General features: G+C 44.6%; 18 protein-coding genes. 8 read left to right on the top strand and 10 right to left on the bottom strand.

From position 1 onward, the window contains the following. Positions 1-330 precede the first annotated feature (330 nt). The 5 genes from QZ918_RS07645 to QZ918_RS07625 form a co-directional block, all read right to left on the bottom strand. Complete coding sequence (locus QZ918_RS07645; RefSeq protein ID WP_293149020.1) at positions 331-1308, bottom strand: coiled-coil domain-containing protein; 978 nt, start codon at positions 1306-1308, stop codon at positions 331-333. 57 nt (positions 1309-1365) lie between these two features. Continuing rightward, positions 1366-1734: a hypothetical protein gene (locus tag QZ918_RS07640; RefSeq protein WP_293149019.1), complete on the bottom strand. Its 369-nt coding sequence runs from the start codon at positions 1732-1734 to the stop codon at positions 1366-1368. 61 nt (positions 1735-1795) lie between these two features. Beyond that, a complete protein-coding gene (locus tag QZ918_RS07635; RefSeq protein WP_293149017.1) occupies positions 1796-2497 on the bottom strand; it encodes a hypothetical protein in 702 nt (233 codons plus the stop codon). Positions 2498-2613: 116 nt separating this feature from the next. Further along, positions 2614-2880 carry a hypothetical protein gene (locus tag QZ918_RS07630; protein ID WP_293149015.1) on the bottom strand — a complete coding sequence of 89 codons (267 nt, stop codon included), beginning with the start codon at positions 2878-2880 and terminating at the stop codon, positions 2614-2616. A 3-nt stretch (positions 2881-2883) separates the two neighbouring features. Next, positions 2884-3096: a hypothetical protein gene (locus tag QZ918_RS07625; protein WP_293333040.1), complete on the bottom strand. Its 213-nt coding sequence runs from the start codon at positions 3094-3096 to the stop codon at positions 2884-2886. Positions 3097-3134: 38 nt separating this feature from the next. Here QZ918_RS07625 and QZ918_RS07620 point away from each other — a divergent pair, with 38 nt between their 5' ends. From QZ918_RS07620 to QZ918_RS07600, 5 genes are all read left to right on the top strand, one after another. Beyond that, positions 3135-3458: a helix-turn-helix domain-containing protein gene (locus tag QZ918_RS07620; protein ID WP_190739559.1), complete on the top strand. Its 324-nt coding sequence runs from the start codon at positions 3135-3137 to the stop codon at positions 3456-3458. Positions 3459-3473: 15 nt separating this feature from the next. Continuing rightward, positions 3474-4163, top strand: coding sequence for an ImmA/IrrE family metallo-endopeptidase (locus tag QZ918_RS07615; RefSeq protein ID WP_293333037.1), 690 nt, complete (start codon positions 3474-3476; stop codon positions 4161-4163). Between the two features lie 86 nt (positions 4164-4249). After that, a complete protein-coding gene (locus QZ918_RS07610) occupies positions 4250-4600 on the top strand; it encodes a hypothetical protein (RefSeq protein ID WP_293149010.1) in 351 nt (116 codons plus the stop codon). Beyond that, positions 4597-5043, top strand: a complete 447-nt coding sequence (locus QZ918_RS07605; RefSeq protein ID WP_293333034.1) for a type II toxin-antitoxin system VapC family toxin — start codon at positions 4597-4599, stop codon at positions 5041-5043. Before QZ918_RS07610 ends, QZ918_RS07605 begins: the two co-directional genes overlap by 4 nt. A 170-nt stretch (positions 5044-5213) precedes the next feature. After that, entirely contained in the window at positions 5214-6056 is an 843-nt protein-coding gene (locus QZ918_RS07600; RefSeq protein WP_293333031.1) for an ATP-grasp domain-containing protein, read from the top strand. A gap of 284 nt (positions 6057-6340) precedes the next feature. Here the strand turns inward: QZ918_RS07600 and argS are convergent, their stop codons facing one another. Next, a complete protein-coding gene (argS, locus tag QZ918_RS07595) occupies positions 6341-8098 on the bottom strand; it encodes an arginine--tRNA ligase (protein ID WP_293333028.1) in 1758 nt (585 codons plus the stop codon). A 426-nt stretch (positions 8099-8524) separates the two neighbouring features. On the opposite strand from argS, the gene QZ918_RS07590 reads away from it, so the two are divergent. Together QZ918_RS07590 and QZ918_RS07585 are read left to right on the top strand one after the other, a co-directional pair. Then, the gene (locus QZ918_RS07590) at positions 8525-8920 is read left to right on the top strand and encodes a hypothetical protein (protein ID WP_293148999.1); all 396 of its coding nucleotides are present in this window, start codon (positions 8525-8527) and stop codon (positions 8918-8920) included. A gap of 1185 nt (positions 8921-10105) precedes the next feature. Then, positions 10106-11497 carry a malic enzyme-like NAD(P)-binding protein gene (locus QZ918_RS07585; RefSeq protein ID WP_293148997.1) on the top strand — a complete coding sequence of 464 codons (1392 nt, stop codon included), beginning with the start codon at positions 10106-10108 and terminating at the stop codon, positions 11495-11497. Here the strand turns inward: QZ918_RS07585 and QZ918_RS07580 are convergent. Then, positions 11494-11640, bottom strand: a complete 147-nt coding sequence (locus tag QZ918_RS07580; protein WP_293333025.1) for a hypothetical protein — start codon at positions 11638-11640, stop codon at positions 11494-11496. The two genes, QZ918_RS07585 and QZ918_RS07580, sit on opposite strands and share 4 nt — an antisense overlap. Positions 11641-11987: 347 nt before the next feature. On the opposite strand from QZ918_RS07580, the gene QZ918_RS07575 reads away from it, so the two are divergent. Next, on the top strand, positions 11988-15824 hold the full coding sequence (locus tag QZ918_RS07575) for a PAS domain S-box protein (RefSeq protein ID WP_293333022.1): 3837 nt from the start codon (positions 11988-11990) through the stop codon (positions 15822-15824). A 597-nt stretch (positions 15825-16421) separates the two neighbouring features. On the opposite strand, the gene QZ918_RS07570 is transcribed toward QZ918_RS07575, so the two are convergent. The 3 genes from QZ918_RS07570 to miaE all read right to left on the bottom strand — a co-directional run bounded on the left by QZ918_RS07570 (position 16422) and on the right by miaE (position 19059). After that, positions 16422-17813 (bottom strand): cytochrome P450, encoded by a 1392-nt coding sequence (locus QZ918_RS07570; RefSeq protein WP_293333019.1) that lies wholly within the window; start codon positions 17811-17813, stop codon positions 16422-16424. A 72-nt stretch (positions 17814-17885) separates the two neighbouring features. After that, positions 17886-18383, bottom strand: a complete 498-nt coding sequence (locus tag QZ918_RS07565; RefSeq protein WP_293148991.1) for a GNAT family N-acetyltransferase — start codon at positions 18381-18383, stop codon at positions 17886-17888. Positions 18384-18474: 91 nt separating this feature from the next. Beyond that, positions 18475-19059 (bottom strand): MiaE family protein, encoded by a 585-nt coding sequence (miaE, locus tag QZ918_RS07560; RefSeq protein ID WP_293333015.1) that lies wholly within the window; start codon positions 19057-19059, stop codon positions 18475-18477. Between the last annotated feature and the right edge of the window lie 98 nt (positions 19060-19157).

The raw sequence follows: 19157 nt of genomic DNA, 5'->3' as shown, positions 1-19157 counted from the left end.
GACTTCAGTCCTATTAGGTTCGTAGTCAGGACTTCAGTCCTATTAGGTTCGTAGTCAGGACTTCAGTCCTATTAGGTTCGTAGTCAGGACTTCAGTCCTATTAGGTTCGTAGTCAGGACTTCAGTCCTATTAGGTTCGTAGTCAGGACTTCAGTCCAAAAGTTTTGAGAAAATAAGGACTTGCATTCCGATGCTGCGAACCCGGATGCGGACTAAAGTCCTCACTACGAACCCGGATGCGGACTAAAGTCCTCACTACGAACCCGGATGCGGACTAAAGTCCTCACTACGAACCCGGATGCGGACTAAAGTCCTCACTACGAACGGGGTTTTAAGCTTTGCTCGCAAAAGCTTTCATTGCCAAATCTTGTGCTTGCTTCATCGTAGCTTGCAGTTGTGCAGAAATTTCGGCAATTTGTTCAGTTTGACGCGCAATAGTTTGCTGTAAAGATTGTACTTTCAACTCATATCCCTGCTTGCTTCCTTCCCATTCTTTATCCGCTAAATCTGCCTTGACTTTAGCTTCGCGGGAAACTTCTTGAATTGCTTCTTCTTTGGCTTTGATGTAAGCCTGTTTGAGTTCTTCTTCAAATCCCGCAGCTTTGGTCTGATTCTTTTCAAACTCCGCTTGATTGTCGCTAAGGACTTTTTCTCTTTCGGCCCAGTTTTTGTCTTTTTCGCGGGTAGACTCTTGCAATTCTCGTTCTAATTTGCGCTTCGTTTCTTCGTATTCGTCGGTTTCAATTTTGCGATCGCGCTGCAATTGGTATTGATAATCTGCCGCTTCCTGCTGGCGCTGTTTAGTTGTGAATGCAGTTTTTTCGGAAACTGCGGTGTCAAATTCTTGCTGTTCTTTTGCCCAAATTTTGCGTTTTTGGGTCGTGTCTTTTTCGATAATTTCGCGCTGGTTCGCAGCATTTTGTTCGAGTAAAGTCAATTTTTCTTGATGCTCTTGAGTTAAAATGTGGAGGGCATCTGCTACAACTCGAATTTGCTGCAACTCCTGTAATTGTTCAGCTTCAATGTCGATCGCCTTTTTTAACTCATCTAATTTTGCAGATTCCGCCTTCAGTTTTTCGGAAAGTCCGCTGGTGATGCTGCCGAAATCTAATTGTAAGTCTGCCAAGCCTTTGACAATGCTGTCAATTGTGTAGGTAGATGCGACTTCGAGGAGTTGTTTGTTTTTAGCTTTTTCGGCTGATTGTTCTTTCGTTTCGACTTTAGATTCAATCTTTTTCTTTTCAGCTAAAATTTGCTGAAAATTTTGCAGAATTTTGGCTTTGCTATCTTTAACATTTGCTAATGTCATAATGCTTGTTGCTCCTGATTTAAGCTTTTCGAGACCTTGTTTCTAAGACGTGTTTAACTATCCTAAGTTCCGGAGTTGGCTGAGAATAGATCGATATTTTTTGGCTGCATTTGGTGGGAAGTTTGGATGATTGCTCTCAAGAGATTTGAGAATTTTTTTACAGCGAGCGCACCGATTGGATTGCCAGCACTCGCAATCGTCAACTATACTTACAAGTGTGTCTTTAAGCAGTTGATTTTCCGAGAGCAAAGCTTGGTAATTTCGCCGGATAGATTCGGCAACTACACTCATGTGCTGGAAGTCTTCGGTGAGACTTTCGATGTCGTTAACTGTATCTGCCCGAATTTGGTCGAGTAGCTCGCAATTTTCTCGCAAACGGCTTTCTTGCAGGTTTGGTTTGGTTTTAATTTTCGTTAATTTCTTCATTTTACTTTTCGCTGTCACGGTTACGGAAAAGGCGCGATTTAATCGCGCCTTTTCCACAAAATTAGAACAAGTCAGCAGTTGCTCTGTCTTCCGCTGATGGTAGGGACATATTACCGTTGGAATTCAAAGCAATAGCATCGCTTTCACCGTTGGCGTGAGCGGCCATCAAGGACGCAACTTGTGCTGCTGGTAGGTTGTCTAAACAAATCATAGCCCTGGTTCCTTCCAAGTCAATCATCCGCGATTGATTGCTCAGATCGGATAAAACTGCTGCTGCTTGATCGATAACTCCCCAGTCTTTCCGCTCCATCCACGACCATTTTAAACTGTAGTAATTGATCGGTTTTACTACTCCGCTGTCGTCGGGTTTTTGACCGGAATGTTTGACAAATTCGGGGATAAATATTCCGGTTGCTGGCTCTACGCCGCGCGATTGAACTGATGCGACTAAACGGTTAAAGTCGTTCAAGCTGCGGTTTTTGATGTAGGTCACCATGACAACTCCTTGGGGCAGTTCGCCTGTTTCGGCGACGAACCAAAGTTGACCCCAAAGTGTGTGGGAAGTTTGACCGAGGGAACCGAAGAATTTGGCAAATTTGAGGATGGTGATCGAACACTTGGAACCGTAGTCTGTATCGCCGATCGCCCATTGGCCCGACTGGCAGTTGTTGCGAACTGCGATCGGAATTTCTGGTACTAGCAAAGCATTGGTTGGTTTGGCTCCAAATACTGAAAATGTAGGTCTTTCTTTTGTAGTAGTCATTGTTCGTTTTTCCTTGGTTATTTATTGATTTACTGACTATGGGGAATTGGCAATTGCTAATCCGCTACATCCGTTGCATCCCGTACATTGCTCGTTGCCGAACTTCCTTCAATTGATTACCGAATGAGATGTGTTGTGGCTTTTGGTTCTGGATATGTGTACTCAAGCAGCGCCTCTTGTTGAGCTTGAATAATTCGCAGCGCGGTGAGCAAATGCTCTAACGTTTCTAAGTGCGCTGGGGTGAAGTGGATGCTGAAGCCTTCGCCATCCCGTGCGTAGCCCGGACAAACCAGTGAGGCCGAGCTTTGTTCTTCGTGGGTGGCGATGTACAGCCAGTCATCGTCTTCGAGCTTGTAATGCGTGTCTGTCCAGGTTCTCAGCATTTGCTATCTGTTCCTCCTTAATTTGCTGCGTACAAGCGTTTTGACGCCCAGCGCCGATCGCTCCTCTAAAGTTAATGGTGCTATATCTAGTGTTTTGTCTGGATATTTTGCACCCTCAACCATACCTGTGTGGTTAACTGGGTTGACTAAACCGTCAACTAACCTCATGGTAGCGCGGGTTGATTTTCCCGTCAAGTATTTTGTTGAACTTTTCATCAAAACAGGCTAGAATGCCTGTCAGGAGGCAAAAAACCGTGGAACAAACATTTGGAAGACTGATCCGTCAAGCTCGCAAGGACAAGGCTTACTCACAACGTGAGCTAGCTGGTATGTTAAGTGTGGATTTTACTTATTTGTCGAAGCTGGAGAACGATCGCGCCGATTACGCGCCAAAAGAAGAGGTAATCAGAGCTTTAGCGCGGAATCTCGATATCAACGAAGAGGAATTGATTTTTCTGGCGGGGAGGCTGCCTCAGCAGTATGAAGCGCTGCTGAAGCAGAATCCGAAGGAAATGCAGGCTCTTTTCCGGCGGATGCAAGAAAATCCAGATTGGCTCAAACAATCTTTTGAAGCGTAACAGAGGCCTATCACAGTGAGTATTTTTAAACCGTATTGCTTCTATCCCAAAGAATCGATCGAGCGTTTGGCAAATGACATCCTGATGCAGATGCAGAAAACGCAAAATTTTGCTCCGAAATGGCCTTTTGAAGCGACAACGGTAGCTGATTTTCTGGACTTGGGCGTAGTCTGGGACTGCATTGAACCAGATGAGGAAGGTGCGATCGCCGCCAGGATTTTACCCCAGCAGCGGTTAATCGAAATCAACGAATTGATTCTCGAAAAACCGCCGGGGTTTATCGAATCGACGATCGCCCACGAAATCGGCCACTGGGTGCTGCACGTCAATCAAGACGAAGCAGACGGGAATGTGAAACAGTTGGAATTAAACTTGGGCAATACAGAAAAAACCGCCCAGGATGTCGAGGAACCGTTTGTGTGTCGGGGCGCGGGTGCTGATAATAAGGTTTTGTCGATCGAATGGCAAGCCCAATATTTTGCAAGTTGCTTGTTAATGCCTCGATGTATTTTGGAGGAAAAAAGACAGGGACGGGATTTAACCAAGTGGTCGCATTTATACAAAATGAGAGATGAATTGGGAGTGAGCATTTCCAATTTGACCAACCGCTTGCAAGAGTTTGGTTGGATTTACATTCCCAAGGGAACCCGCGAAATTTATGCCGGGAAAGAGGCGGCAAACGGTCAGCAGCGGTTGTTTGGTTGAGAATGCCAGAATTTGAGATGCGAGAATTGCGATCGGTTCTCTAAGCTCAAATCTTTAAAATCACTTTCACGCAAGGAGGCACCAAAATGGAAACAAAACTCGTAGCAGACTTGACAGTTGCAGAACTGCAAGCGATAATTCTCCAAACCAAACGAGTATCCGACTTAACCGTTGAAGAACTGAAGGCGATCGTTACGGAAGTAGTAGATCGGCGGTTAACTTATTGGCTAAATTTAGTCAATAAAAATCCATCACCTGTGCTTCCTCCCCGCACAAAAGAAGAACAAATGGAGAGAAATTTAGCCGCAATTGAGTGGTTAGATAAATGGTCACAAGAAGGAGACGCTGAGGAACAGACAGAGACATTTGAATACTTGCAAAAAGCATTAGATGAAGACCGCCTGTCATCACAGCGACTTTTATTTCAAAAACAATGATTGTATTATTAGATTCTGGCCCTTTAGGAACATTGACAAATCCCAAAGGGTCGGCTGTGACAGTCGAATGCCGGATGTGGGTGCGCTCTTTGTTGCTCAAAGGTTACAGGGTGATTTTACCTGAAATAGCCGACTATGAAGTAAGGCGAGAGTTGCTGCGTGCAAATAAACTGGCAGGAGTTAGACGGCTTGATGACTGGAAAGAAAGGCTTGAATACTTGCCAATAACCACACCGATGATACTCAAGGCGGCTGAGTTGTGGGCGACATCGCGTCAAGCAGGAATGCCAACAGCAGACTCCAAAGAATTAGATGGAGATGTGATTTTAGCTGCTCAAGCTATACTGGCTGGTGAAGGTGGAGAAACAGTTGTAATTGCTACAACAAATGTCGGGCATTTGTCGCGATTTGTGGATGCTCGCGAGTGGAAAAATATTCAGTAATTCTCCTTGCTTCCTACTGTGGTATAGTATGAATGAAAAAAATTAGGGACTGCGCGTGGGGCTAGAAACCGGGTTTCTACGAGTTTTGCCAACACCGATCAAAAATAGTCGAAGAAACCCGGTTTCATCAGTCACGGTGCCAGTCCTAAATAATTTATACCGATCAAATTATGCAGACAAATATCAGTCTGGTTCTGGAAGCTTGTCAAGAGTTAAATATCAGTTATGAAATCCTCGCACCAAACCAAAACTTAGTTAGAATCAAACTGAACGGTCAAGACTATTATTTTGTTAATTTCAGTATGCCGTTTAACAACGAGCAAATCGTACACATATTTAAAGACAAAGAATATACCTATCACTTACTGAAAAGCAAGATTAAAACTCCTAAAACTCTAGGATTTCTATCGCCTTTTTGCGAGGAGAAATATCACAAATATCTAGATTTTAAAGATTGTGCAGAAATTGCAGCCGAAGTTGGCAAAACATTTTCGCTTCCTGTGATTGTGAAAAGAAATCGCGGTTCCGCTGGAAACAATGTATTGCTTTGTGAAACGAAAGAGCAAGTTCAAGCAGCGATCGCAACTGTATTTAATATCAATAGCAAAGATTATGACTATGTTTGTCTAGCTCAAGATTACATTCAGATCCGACATGAATATCGGGCGGTTTTTTTCAATCATAAGCTAGTTTTGCTGTATGAAAAAGATAAATCAGGCGCTAGATTTGCGGGGAATTTAAGCCCGCTGCACTGGGATGGTGCAAAAGCTAAGCATATTACCGACTCAGAGATTATTTCGGAAATTGAAAATTTTGTTCGCCCTGTTTTTGAAGAGATTCAGGTTAATTACGCCGGGTTTGATATCGCCTTAGATACAAATGGGGAATATTGGTTAATTGAAATTAATTCGAGTCCTAATTTTGAGATTTTTGTGAGAGATCACGATCGCCAAATTGTGGTGACAGTGTTTAAAGACATTTTGGAAAGTTTGATTGTTAACAAAAATCGATAAATTTTAGATTTTAAATATGTGCTATAACTGAATTCGATAGATAAATTAATTTTCTAATGTAGGGGCGGGTTCGCCAACAATCTCAATCTCAAACCGACAATGTATAAAACCCGCCCCGCCCCAACGATAAATCCCCATGTACCGAAAATCAGGTTGATAAATATGTGGGTTGTGCGATCGGGCCGGGGCGGGTTTTCGAGATGGTTAATTTCAGGCAATTATTGTTAGCGAACCCGCCTCTAAGTCGCTTTGGAAGGACTAAAGTCCTCACTACAAACCTTAGATTACATCCTTTCTAAGACTTGAATTCCCAACAATCCTAATCCTAATTTCAAAGTCCTAGCTGTCAAATCGCACAAGATTAACCGCGAAGTCCGCAACGGTTCCTCAGCATCCAATACCTGACACTGTTCGTAAAATTGATTGTATTTTTGACTCAATTCAAACAAATACTGACAAATCCGATTCGGTAACAAATCGCTGCCAACAGCATTTATCACTTCACTGAATTGCAATAAATGCTTGGCTAAAACTAACTCAGCATCCGACTGCAAAATTACTTTCGCACCAGCATCTAAATTCTCGAAATCAATCTCACCCTTGCGGGCGATTCCCTGCACGCGCGCGCAAACATACAGCATATAAGGTGCTGTATTTCCTTGCAATGCGAGCATTTTGTTGTAACTAAATACATAGTTGCTGGCGCGGTTTTGACTCAAATCGGCATACTTAACGGCACTCAAACCAACTACGTGAGCTACGTTAGCTTTAAACTCTTCAGTCTCCTGTCTTTCTTCTTTTATTAATCTGTCTTCCAAATCTTTGCGGGTGCGCGCGATCGCCTCATCGAGCAAATCTTGCAACCGCACTGCCTCCCCAGAACGAGTTTTCAATCTTTTGCCGTCTTCTCCTAATACCAAACCGAAGGGAATGTGGACAATTTCGACATCTTCGGGAATCCAATTGGCTTTTCTGGCTACTGCAAATACTTGGGCGAAATGGTTGGATTGTCCGGAATCTGTGACGTAAATTATGCGCTTTGCCTTGTCGTTTTGGATGCGGTAGCGAACTGCTGCTAAATCGGTGGTGGCGTAGTTGTAGCCGCCGTCGGTTTTTTGGACGATTAGCGGTAGCGGTTCGCCTTCTTTGTTGGTGAAACCGTCTACAAAAACGCATTTGGCGCCGTCACTTTCTACTAGCAAACCGAGATTGGTTAAGTCTTCGATGACTGCGGGTAATAAAGGATTGTAAAATGATTCGCCGCGTTCGGTTAGTTTGATGTCTAGCAAGTCGTATATTACTTGGAATTCGCGGCGGGATTGATCGCACAGCAATTTCCATGCGCGGCGGGTGTCTTCGGCGCCTGCTTGCAGTTTTACTACTTCTTGGCGGGCGGTTTCTTTGAAGGTTTCGTCTGCGTCGAAGCGCTGTTTTGCTTGGCGGTAAAATGCGACTAAATCGCCTAAGTCTAGGGCGTCAGCAGTTGTTAATGCTTCGGGGTGAACTTCCCGCAGGTAGGCGATTAGCATTCCGAATTGGGTGCCCCAGTCGCCGATGTGGTTAATTCTGATTACGTCGTGGCCTTGAAATTCGAGGGTGCGGGCGATCGCATCTCCGATGATTGTCGATCGCAAATGTCCGACGTGCATTTCTTTGGCGATATTCGGGCTCGAAAAGTCGATCGCGATTCTCTGAGGCGTTTTAGTCGGTGAAATCCCCAAACCGGTGTCGGCGGCGATTGCGCTGATCTGCGCTTCCAAATAAGCCGGTTTCAGCTTCAAATTGATAAAACCCGGGCCAGCGATTTCTGGGGTTTCGCAGATGTCGGCAATATCTAGATTTTCGACGATCGTAGAGGCGATCGCCCGCGGTGGCTTGCCTAACTTTTTGCCCAAACTCATCGCCGCATTGCACTGAAAGTCCCCAAACCTGGGATTATTCGCAGGTGCTAGCATCAGATCCGTATCGGCATAACTCTCGCCGAATGCGGAAGTGAAGGCTTTTTCAAATCTTGTTTTTAACTGTTGGGCGATCGAGTTCATCTTTTATATTTTGATTGGATGTTTATTTTAAACTCTAGATTAAGCACTTTGTGCCAATAATAATCTTACAACTCAGGCAATTTCCCTCTCCCCCTCTCCCCCTCCCCCCTTCTCTCCCTCTCTCCCTCTCCCCCTCTCCCTCTCTCCCCCTCTTTCCCTCTCTCCTATTCTTGCCGATTCCCCTCTCCTATTCTTCCCGATTCCCGAGAAAATTTTGCGTACTTAGCTTTTAGCTGCTGGTGCAGTGGAATCACTGACGGTATTAACACATAGTACATTTTATCACAGTTGCGATCGCTACACAAAGCAAAAAAGATCGCATCTAGTCAACGATCGCGATCGCTAGATAATTTATTTAAATCAGTTACATTAACGTATGTTAATATTTTTTTAATGCTCCCCAAAATTCTACGGAAGGAAGTAGTTATGTTATCTCAACCTGTTTTTGGCGATCGTTCTCTGACCCAAGCCTTTTATCAAGCAGTAATCGATCGCTTCGATGACCCTCTGAGTCTTTCGACTCAAGCACTATTACGAGAGTGTACCCTCGGTTTCGCCCCTTGTCCCGAGGGAGTCAAAACCTTTTTCATTATCGCGCCGAGTCTGGAGGCTGCCGAGCAACTAATTGGCAAAATCAACAACATTTTAGAGCGAGTTGCCGAACTCATGGCTGGAGTCGGACAAGTTGCTCTGTGCATAGTTCCCCCCGGCAGCGAACCCGAGGAACCAGTAGATCTGCAAAACTTAGAAAAAGTTCCCCCCGATTGTCTCGCTTGCAAATTCTTTACAATTATGTGTGCCGATGCTACGAGCGATCGGTAACATTGACACTTAGCAACCAGCAACTCGCTGTGTTGTGCCGAACCTGTGCCAGTACCGGTGCGGGAGAGATTGCATATTAGTAACAATCGCTGGAATCATGAGGGCAAAGCGTGCAGGTAATTCGATCGAAAGCAAGATTTCACTCACTATCAAAGAGTGTTCAACAAGCAGGCAAAATTAACATACCTTCATGCCCGCTTGTCAGTCGATCTGATTTTTACCTGCCGGCTCAAGCAGCCGTGCATCTACTTTTTAGCTCCCCAATCAAAGCCGCCAAAAAGCCGCACTAACTTTCCTCGGTATCTCGCTTTAAAAAATAGCAATAGGAATTAGGCGTTTAACAGTTGACAGTTGACAGTTGACAGTTGTCAGTTGTAGGGGCGGTGGATGGTGCGGGCCCGCCCTCTTCATTGTCAGTTGTCAGTCATCCGAACTTGTAATGTACGGGATGTAACGGATTTAAAAGTTAAGGAAGAGAGAAAAAGGCTCGCTTGGGCTGCGCGATCGCGTAAAAAGAAGGAAGAGGCTCGATATTCCCAAGTTTTGACACAATTTAAACACAGAGAAACTGACGCACTTACCAAGAAAACTCGGTTCAAAGCCTCCTCCTTCTAGGGAGAAATAAAACAAAATTATTTACTGTTTCAATCCTCGGACTTCTAGGTAGAGGTGGATCTCAAACTGTCAACTGTCAACTGTCAACTGTCAACTGTTGAAAGCAAGCTTGAGCGCAAGAGATATTTTAGGTTGAGTTAGGTGGATTTACTGCTCGTTGCAAAATAGAGTTTTGCTAGATATTCATTAAGTTTGCAGCTAGCAGAAGTATTGAAAAAAATAGATAGTTAGTAAGGTGCATCAGTCCCAAGTTTTGACACAATTTAAACAAAGGAAAAGTGACGCACTTTACCAAGAAGAATGGGTTTAAAGTCTCCTCCTTAAGAAGGGGGAAATAAAACAAAATCATTTACTGCTTCAATACTCGGACTTCTAGGTAGAGGTGGATCTCAAACTGTCAACTGTCAACTGTCAACTGTCAACTGTTGAAGGAGATATATAGTGCGATCGCATCGCAAGCTCATAAAAATTGTGAAAAATTTCAGTTGAAAATTTTAATTATTAAATTTTCTGTCTAACATTGGCGATAAAATCTAAGATTGCAATTCTCAAATCTCTAATCAAGCCATCATGGTAAAACTGACACCGAACCCCAGCTTTAGTTTAACGATTCGCGTTGCTCTGCCGAACCAGCCGGGAATGCTAGCAAGCGTCACCAGTGCGATCGGCTCTGTGGGCGGCAACTTCGGCCAAATCGACTTGATCGAGCAAACCCGGGCTACTACAGTGCGCGATATCACCGTCGATGCTTACAGCACCGAACACAGCGAAGAAATAGTGCAAGCAGTGAAAGCGCTGCCGAATATCAAAGTGATCGACGTGTACGATCGCACTTTTAACCTGCACCGCGGCGGTAAAATCAGCGTAGAAAGCAAAATTTCCCTCAAACGCCAGTCAGATTTGGCAATGGCCTACACTCCAGGAGTCGCTCGCATCTGTACCGCGATCGCCAATGACCCCCAACAAGTTTACAACCTGACAATCAAACAAAATACTGTTGCCATTGTTACCGACGGTAGCGCAGTTTTGGGACTGGGAAACCTGGGGCCCGAAGCCGCCCTGCCAGTCATGGAAGGCAAAGCCATGCTATTTAAAGAATTTGCCGGAATTGACGCCTTTCCTATCTGTTTGAATACCCAAGATACTGACGAAATTATTCGCACAGTGCAGAATATCGCCCCGGTTTTTGGTGGCGTTAACCTCGAAGATATTTCTTCACCTCGCTGCTTTGAAATTGAAGCAAGATTGCGGGAAACCTTAAATATTCCCATTTTCCACGACGACCAACACGGAACTGCGATTGTTAGTTTGGCAGCATTAATTAATGCCTTGAAACTTGTCAAAAAAACAATGGCAGAAGTGTGTATCGTAATTAACGGGGCCGGTGCGGCCGGAGTCGCGATCGCCCGTTTGCTGCGGAAAGCAGGTGCCGAAAACATCATCATGTGCGACTCCAAAGGCGTCCTTTCCAAAGATCGCACGGATATGAACCCAGAAAAACTCGAATTTGCTGTGGCTTCAGGCGGTACCTTGGAAGATGCGATCGCCGGTGCGGATGTATTTTTAGGTGTCAGCGCGCCCGGGGTGCTCACGCGATCGATGGTGCGATCGATGGCCGAAAATCCGATCGTGTTTGCCATGGCAAATCCCATTCCCGAAATTCAGCCAGAATTAATTATGGAGGATGCGGCGATTATTGCTACCGGACGCAGCGATTACCCGAATCAAATCAACAATGTTTTGGCGTTTCCGGGGATATTTCGAGGCGCTTTGGACTGCAAAGCTCGCACGATTACGACCAGTATGTATCTAGGTGCAGCTTACGCGATCGCCTCTTTAGTCAGTCCTTCACAGCTTGACAAAGAACACATTATACCCTCAGTTTTTGACGAGCGAGTTGCCATTGCTGTCGCCGGTGCAGTGCAGTTGGCAGCCCGATCCGAAGGTATCGCCCGCGATTAAGAGAAGGAACAGTTGACAGTTGACAGTTGACTCCGAAAGCAGGAAAGTAGGAAAGCAGTTGACAGTTGAGAAGAGTTGACAGTTGACAGAGAAAAGAGGGAAGAGGGAAGAAGGAAGAGGGAAGATGCCATGTATAAATTCATGGTCTTTGTCGCAGTTTTGTACTTCTTGTTTTGGGATTTTCCTGGTTTATTCTCATTCTCCGTTTCCTCCTTCCCGTTCATTCTTACTGCTTTTTTCTTCCCCATCCTCTCTTTGTCCCTCTCTCCTCCCTCAGCGGATCGGCGTTACTCCAATCCTCGAACTGACCGGGAGAGGTTGCCCTCCTGCTGTCAACTGTCAACTGTCAACTGTCAACTGTCAACTGAATGAAATCCGTTGCCGAACTTCCTTCTTCCTGCTTTTTTGCTGAGTGATAAAAATCACACCAATAAACCATATAACTTAGAGAATAAAGATATAATTAATTATCCCAAGCCAGCTAGGTCAGATGCAAAGCCAGTTAGGAGAAGAGCGCAGCAACAGCAAATTGTTAGAACCGTCCCCGCTCGGGCTGGCATTGTGCCGGACAGACGGGACTTTTCTTGACGTAAATCCAGCTTTTGCGAATATTATTGGTCGGACAGTTGTAGAAACTCTCAACCTCAACTACTGGGAAATTGTTCAAACACAGTGTACTAGCAGAGACAAGTATCTAGAAATTCCCACAAAAAATAGGTGCGCGGGCACGCGTGCAGCAGCATACAAACATAAGAACAACCATCTCGTACCCGTGCGAGTGTCGGAGCGGGCAATTGAAACAGACGGAGAGTGGGCGATTTGGTTGAGTGCTGAACAAGTTGTTAATTGGGAGCCTGAAAATAGCGAGCTGCTGGAATCAGCGCCGCCGCACTGCAATTCACATCTAGAAAAATTGCTGGAAAACCAGAATACTGAGTTGGCAAAAACTCACGAACTACTCCAAGAAAAAATCGCCGAACTCGAACTTGCAAAATCGCAACTGCAACTCCAAAATCAGATTTTAGAGCAAATTCGCGAAGCCGTAATTTGCACGGATGCTGGCGGCTCAATCACCAGTTGGAATAAACAGGCTCAAAAACTCTACGGATATGAGAATAGTGAAGTAATCGGTCAAAATATTGCTCTACTTTATCTGCAGGAACAGCGAGAATTACTATCTATATTAGTGGCTCAACAGCTAGAAGAAACAGGCGAGTCGGATCTAGAGATTACCATGCAGCGCAAGTCTGGAGAAAAATTTTACTCGCACTTGTCACTTTCTCTGTTAAAAGATGTTCGTGGCGAAACTATTGGAAGTGTCGGCTGCATCAGAGACATTAGCGATCGCAAAAAATTAGAACAAGAATTAGCACAGAGACAAGCACTATTTGATTCCTTTTTGCAGGAGGCACCCGCAGGATTTTGCATTTTTGATTCCCAACTTCGGTACGTGCAAATTAATCAATTTCTAGCCGAAATAAATAGCCTGAGTCCTGCAGAACACATTGGCAAGACTTTACGCGAAATGTTGCCGGAAATCGCTCCAATGGTAGAGCCTTTATACGAACAAATATTGAGAACCAAGCAACCTCTAATTAACATGGAAATGAGCGCTGAGAATCCCAGAAATCCGGGGATTATGCGACACATGACAGCCTCTTATTTTCCTCTACTCGACAAAGACGGTGAGGCGATCGGCATGGGTGCACTGGTTATTGACATTAGCGATCGCAAACAAGCAGAAGCAGCCCTCCAAAAAAGCGAACAGCTCTACCGCACTATGGCAAGCAACATTCCCAACAGTGCGGTGATGCTGTTCGATCGCGAAATGCGCTTTACCCTGGTAGAAGGCACAGAATTAGTAGGAGTGGGGCTTTCTAAAGAGTTAATGGAAGGCAAGACAATCTGGGAAGTATTCCAGCCGGATTTTTGCGCTGCTGTCGAGCCAAATTATCTGGCGGCCCTGGCTGGAGAAACAGTTGTTACAGAATTTACCTATGGCGATCGCATTTACCTCGCTTATACTTTGCCAGTCAGAAACGAACGGCAAGAAATCACCGGCGGATTGCTAATGACTCAAAACATTACGGCTCGCCAATTAGCAGAAGAAGCCCTCAGGGAAAGCGAGGAAAAATACAGGTGCATTGTCGAAACAGCCGATGAAGGCATTTGGATGATCGATGCGGAGGGTAAAACTACTTTTGTCAACCAAAAAATGGCTGATATGCTAGGCTGCACCGTAGAGGAAGCGATCGGGCAGTCACTATTTGCTTTCATGGATGCAGAAGGCATCGCGATCGCCCAAGCCAATCTCAACCGCCGCAGTCAAGGAATTCGCGAACAGCACGATTTTAAGTTCCTGCGCCGAGACGGGAGCGAGTTGTGGGCGATGCTTTCTACTAATCCATTGCCAGACAAAGAAGGGCGCTATATCGGCGCTTTGGCAATGGTTGCCGACATTACCGATCGCAAGCAAACAGAAATGGCATTGCAGCAGTCGGAAGCTAAATTTAGATTGCTTTACGAATCAACCAGTTTGGCTGTTTTAATGTTAGATGAAAATGGGATCCGCGATGTCAACAACACCACCATAAAACTATTGAGAGCCACTAGCAAAGAGCAGTTTTTCGGCAAGAATCCAGGCGAATTTTCGCCTCCTTTCCAACCCAACGGCAGAGACTCTTTGAGCATGGCGAATGAGATGATGGCGATCGCCTTTGAATGTGGTAATCACCGTTTTGATTGGGTTCACCAGCGTTTAGACGGTACGAATTTTCCCGCAGAAGTCGTGCTGACAGTCATCGAAGTTGGAAATGAAAGCGTTATTCAAGCAGTCGTCCAAGATTTAACCGATCGCTTCCTTGCAGAAGAAATATTAGTGCGATCGGAACAAGCCCTCAGACAGCAAGCTCAGAGAGAACAACTACTCAATCAAATAGCCAACCAAATTCGCATTTCTTTAGATTTAGACACAATTTTAGCAACCGCCGTTCAAGAAATTCACAATCTCATGCAGCCAGATTGGTGCATCTTCACTTGGTACCGTCCCAACAGCAATCCTCCGGTTTGGGACGTGACTTGCGAAGCCAAAAATGCAGCTTTGCCAAGTTTCCTAGGTACTTATGTTATACAGGACACATCAAGTGTAGGAGTCGAGCAAATTTTGCGCCGAGAAATTCTGCGAATTGATGATGTTAGCACTTTTGACAATGTAGAATTGCGCCAAGCTTTTCAAGCAATAGAAGTTAACTCAGTGCTGTCGCTACCAATTCACACTGCTTCCGGCGATATTGGAGCGATTACGTGCTATCAGGCTTTGTATGTGCGACATTGGAGCGACTCAGAAGTCGAACTGATGCAAGCGGTGATTGCTCAAATTGCGATCGCGATCGACCACGCAAAATTGTACACCCAAACCCGCACAACCGCTCGATTAGCTCAAGCTCAAACTCAACAGCTAGAACAAACTTTACACCAACTTCAACGCACCCAAACTCAATTAATTCAAAGTGAAAAAATGTCTAGTTTGGGACAATTAGTAGCAGGTGTCGCCCACGAAATCAACAACCCAGTTAACTTTATCTACGGTAATCTCACCTATGTCAGCGAATACACTGAAAACTTGCTAAAAATGCTGCAATTTTACCAGCGTGAATACCCCGAGCCTAGTGCAGCAATTTTAAATGCCAGAGAATCCTTGGAAATTGATTATATTTTTGAAGATTTACCAAAAATTGTCACATCTATGAAAGTCGGAGCCGATCGCATCCGCGACATAGTTTTGAGCCTGCGGACTTTCTCAAGATTGGACGAAGCCGAAATGAAGCAAGTTGACATTCACGAAGGCATAGAAAGCACGCTGATGATTTTGCAAAATCGCCTAAAAAATAAAGCCGATCGCCCGCAAATAAATGTTACTAAAGAATACGGTAACTTGCCTTTAGTTGAATGTTATCCCGGTCAGTTAAACCAAGTATTTATGAATTTGTTGAGCAATGCGATCGACGCATTGGAAATGGAGACAAATAAACCAGAATGCAAGGAAGGTAAGGATTTAGCAATTAGAATTCGCACCGAAGTAACCAACAATAACTGCGTAATGATGCGGATAGCTGACACAGGCCCCGGAATGAGCGAAAACGTGAAAAGGCGGTTGTTTGACCCATTTTTCACAACAAAACCCATCGGCAAAGGCACAGGCTTAGGATTGGCGATTTCGCACTCTATTGTCGTAGAAAAACACGGTGGCGAGCTGACGTGCAATTCTGTATTGGGAGAAGGTTCCGAATTTGCGATCCAGATTCCGCTGCGGCAAAAAAGAAATTAGTTATTAGTTATTGGTCAATACTTCGGACATTTTTTTAACGACTCTGTAAGCGTTACAGCGTAAGCCCTGGCATTTTTAATGTTTTTTTGAAACTCCGGGCTAGACTTAAAGATTGAAAAAATACTCATCCCTATAGCCATCAAGGGTTTGAGATACTCGATTAGATCTAAAACTGTCCGAAGTATTGATTGGTTATTGGTTATTGGTTCTTCGTAGGGTGCGTCAGTTAGGGATTCAAATAGCACAGAAAATCCTGTAAGCTGACGCACCTTTCAACAAACTATGGTGCGTCAGCCACTATAGCATTTATCAGAAAGATGAGGTATGAGTGTAAATGGAGTTTTTGATGCGACCTCGCTTACTATATAATAAATATAAGACAATACGGTTGACTTAAGAAGGATCTGACTTGCAAAAAACTCCTGTACTGCCTATAAAATCGTCAGATGAACTTCGCAAAAAAGTGTTAAGTAAACCGTATTGAAATATAAGAGGGCTAAAGCCCAACAACGTACCTCACCTATCTAAGAAAGGCTATAGCTTCTCAACATCACCAAATATCGCGCATACTGACGCACCCTACGACACTACGACAAATTACGACAAACTAACCTTTACCACCAGACGCACACCGCCAGCGGGCGCCATTGTCAAACCGCGGCGTACTGGTAAAATCGGACGATTTTCTGCAAGTTCCAAAGAATATCGCGACAGCACTTTCGCCAAAACTAACTTCATTTCAAACATCGCAAATGCTGCGCCAATACAGCGACGGTTCCCTCCCCCAAACGGCAAATATTCGTAAGGTGAAAATTGCCTTTCTAGAAAACGTTCTGGTTTAAAACGATTTGGTTCGGGGTAAAGATCCTCTCGGTGATGAACCAAATAAATGCAGGTAGAAAGCATGACTCCTTTGGGAATATCATAACCCATTAACTGCATCGGAGCTTGCGGAACGCGCGGAAATGCAAAAAATACGATCGGATAAATTCGCAGCGTTTCCGAACAGACAGCATTCAAATACGGCAGTTTAGCAATTTCCATCCCATCGCAATTGTCAACATCAATAGAAGAGAGTTCTTGCAGCAGTTTTTCGCGAACTTCCGGCAGATAGTGAATCCAATACAAAGCCCAGGCTAAAGCTGTAGCTGTAGTTTCATGTCCCGCGAATAACATTGTCATTAATTCATCGCGCAATTCAACATCGCTCATCGGCTCTCCGGCTTCGTCGCGGGCTGAAACCAACAAGCTGAGGATGTCTTCACCCAAGGGTTGAGATTGAGTTTTGCGATCGCGAATTTCTTGATAAAGCAGTTCATCCAAACGCTGTCTCTGCCGCAAAAACCGTCCCCAAGGACTCCAAGCACCCAAATCTTTTTGCAGTGACTTTACCAGCAAAAAGGTAGCATTTAATGGATTACTAAACACGCTGAACATATCAACCATTAATTGGTGAATTTGTTGGTAGCGTTCTCCTTCGCTCAACCCAAAAACTGCGTGCAAAATCACATCCAAAGAAATGTTTTGCATGGTTGCTTGGGCTACGAAAGTATTACCAGGAGTCCAAGTATTAATTGCTTTTTCGGTGATGTCGCGGATGATTTCTCCGTAAGCTTTCATACGTTCACCGTGCAAAGGTGGCATTAAAAGCTTGCGCTGCTGCAAATGTCGATCGCCATCTAACAACAATAAGGAATTGGGGCCTACTAAAGGTAACGTTACTTGGTTTCCCGTACCAGATTCAAAGAATTTACTATCCCCTGTGAAAATTTCTTGAATTGCTTGAGGATTGCTAATAACTACCTGGGGCGGAAAGTTGCTGAATTGGGTGGTGAAAATGTCGCCGTATGTCTTATAATTTTTCTCTAAATAATAGAGGGGATTTAAAATCCCCCGGACTGTCTGAACAAATCTCCCTTCTTTTGGGCCGTCGAGAGATTTGTTGCTAGTGTTATTTTGAGATTGAGAATTTTCTGTGAGGATAGTCATTGGTTTTTATCCTGCTTTTGTTGTTTCAGATCGCTGAAAGCATTATTACTATTTCCAAGCGATCGCGAATCTCTATTCTAGCTTGTTGACGCCGAGAGATTTTACGTAAACCCGATCGCACCTTGCTGTTTCCACACCCGTTGTCGGTAGATATCCGCTAGTTTCGTACATTTTAACAGCTTCTTTGAGAACGCTAGCAGTTTCGATCCAGATTTCATCAAAGCCGCGAGCGATAATTTTACTTTCCAATGCTTGCAGTAAAAATTTCCCCAAACCTTGTCCCCTTGCTGCTGGCAAAATATACATTTTGCGGATTTCCACAGCATTCTTTCCGCGTTGGACGGGATAGTAAGCCGCTGTACCGACTATTCGATCGTGCTTTTCAACTACCCAAAATTCCCCGCCCTTCTTCTGATAGTGTAGTTCTACATCATAGACATCTCGATCGGCGCCATGAACTTCGCATTGTAAACCGTACTCTACCAAAACATTCTGAATTAAATGGAATGCCTCAGCCCGATCGCGCGTTTCCCAGGAACGAATTAAAAAATCCCGATGTTGGGTTCTCATTACTTGTTGCTAATTATACTTATTTTTTGACTTTGGCAACTGTAATTTTACTGACAATTAGTGTTTTACAGTCTGGAAATGCACCCAACTTTTAACTATGAATTCTCGGTTCAAGATAAAGAGTTGCCAGCAACTCGCTCTCTATCAATGATAATTCCTCCAGCCGCTCAATAACAAGAGCGCGATCGAAATAAGTTGTTGCCAAAATCCAATATACCCCGTAATGGCGCGCTTCCGAAGCCATCAAACTGCGGTAAAACTTAGCTAATTCTGCGTCGGGACAATGCTCGCCTAGCAGCCCCAACCGCTCGTGACTCCGCGCTTCAATCAACCCAGAAACCAACAAAGAATCCAAAAGTCTCTCCGGTTCCTGCTTGCGAATTTGGGCGGACAAACCCCCACCGTAGGGAGGCGCAGCCAAAGGGCCCAAAGCGATCCCGCGCTCTTCTAAGCGCTGGTTGACTTGCTCGAAATGCTCCAATTCTTCGCGGGCGATGGCGGTTAACATCCTTACCATTTTTTCCCGCGCTGGGTAGCGAAACATTAAATTTAACGCTACTCCGGCTGCTTTCCGCTCGCAGTGAGAATGATCTAATAAGATTGTATCCAAATGTGCGATCGCCTGTTCGATCCAAGCTGGCGAAGTCGGCTGTTTCAAAAACTTAATTGTTGTCATTAGTCAGTTGTTAGTTGTCAGTTGTCAGTTCTCATAGTGCTGTCCCCGCTCGCGAACGTTATTACTCAGTAGTCAGTAGTTAAATAGCCTTCGAGTAA

The sequence above is a fragment of the Microcoleus sp. CAWBG58 genome, from assembly GCF_020883045.1.
In the GTDB taxonomy this organism is placed as follows: domain Bacteria; phylum Cyanobacteriota; class Cyanobacteriia; order Cyanobacteriales; family Microcoleaceae; genus Microcoleus.
The sequence above is the reverse complement of the archived record's forward strand: the minus strand, read 5'-3'. Positions and strand labels throughout refer to the sequence as shown.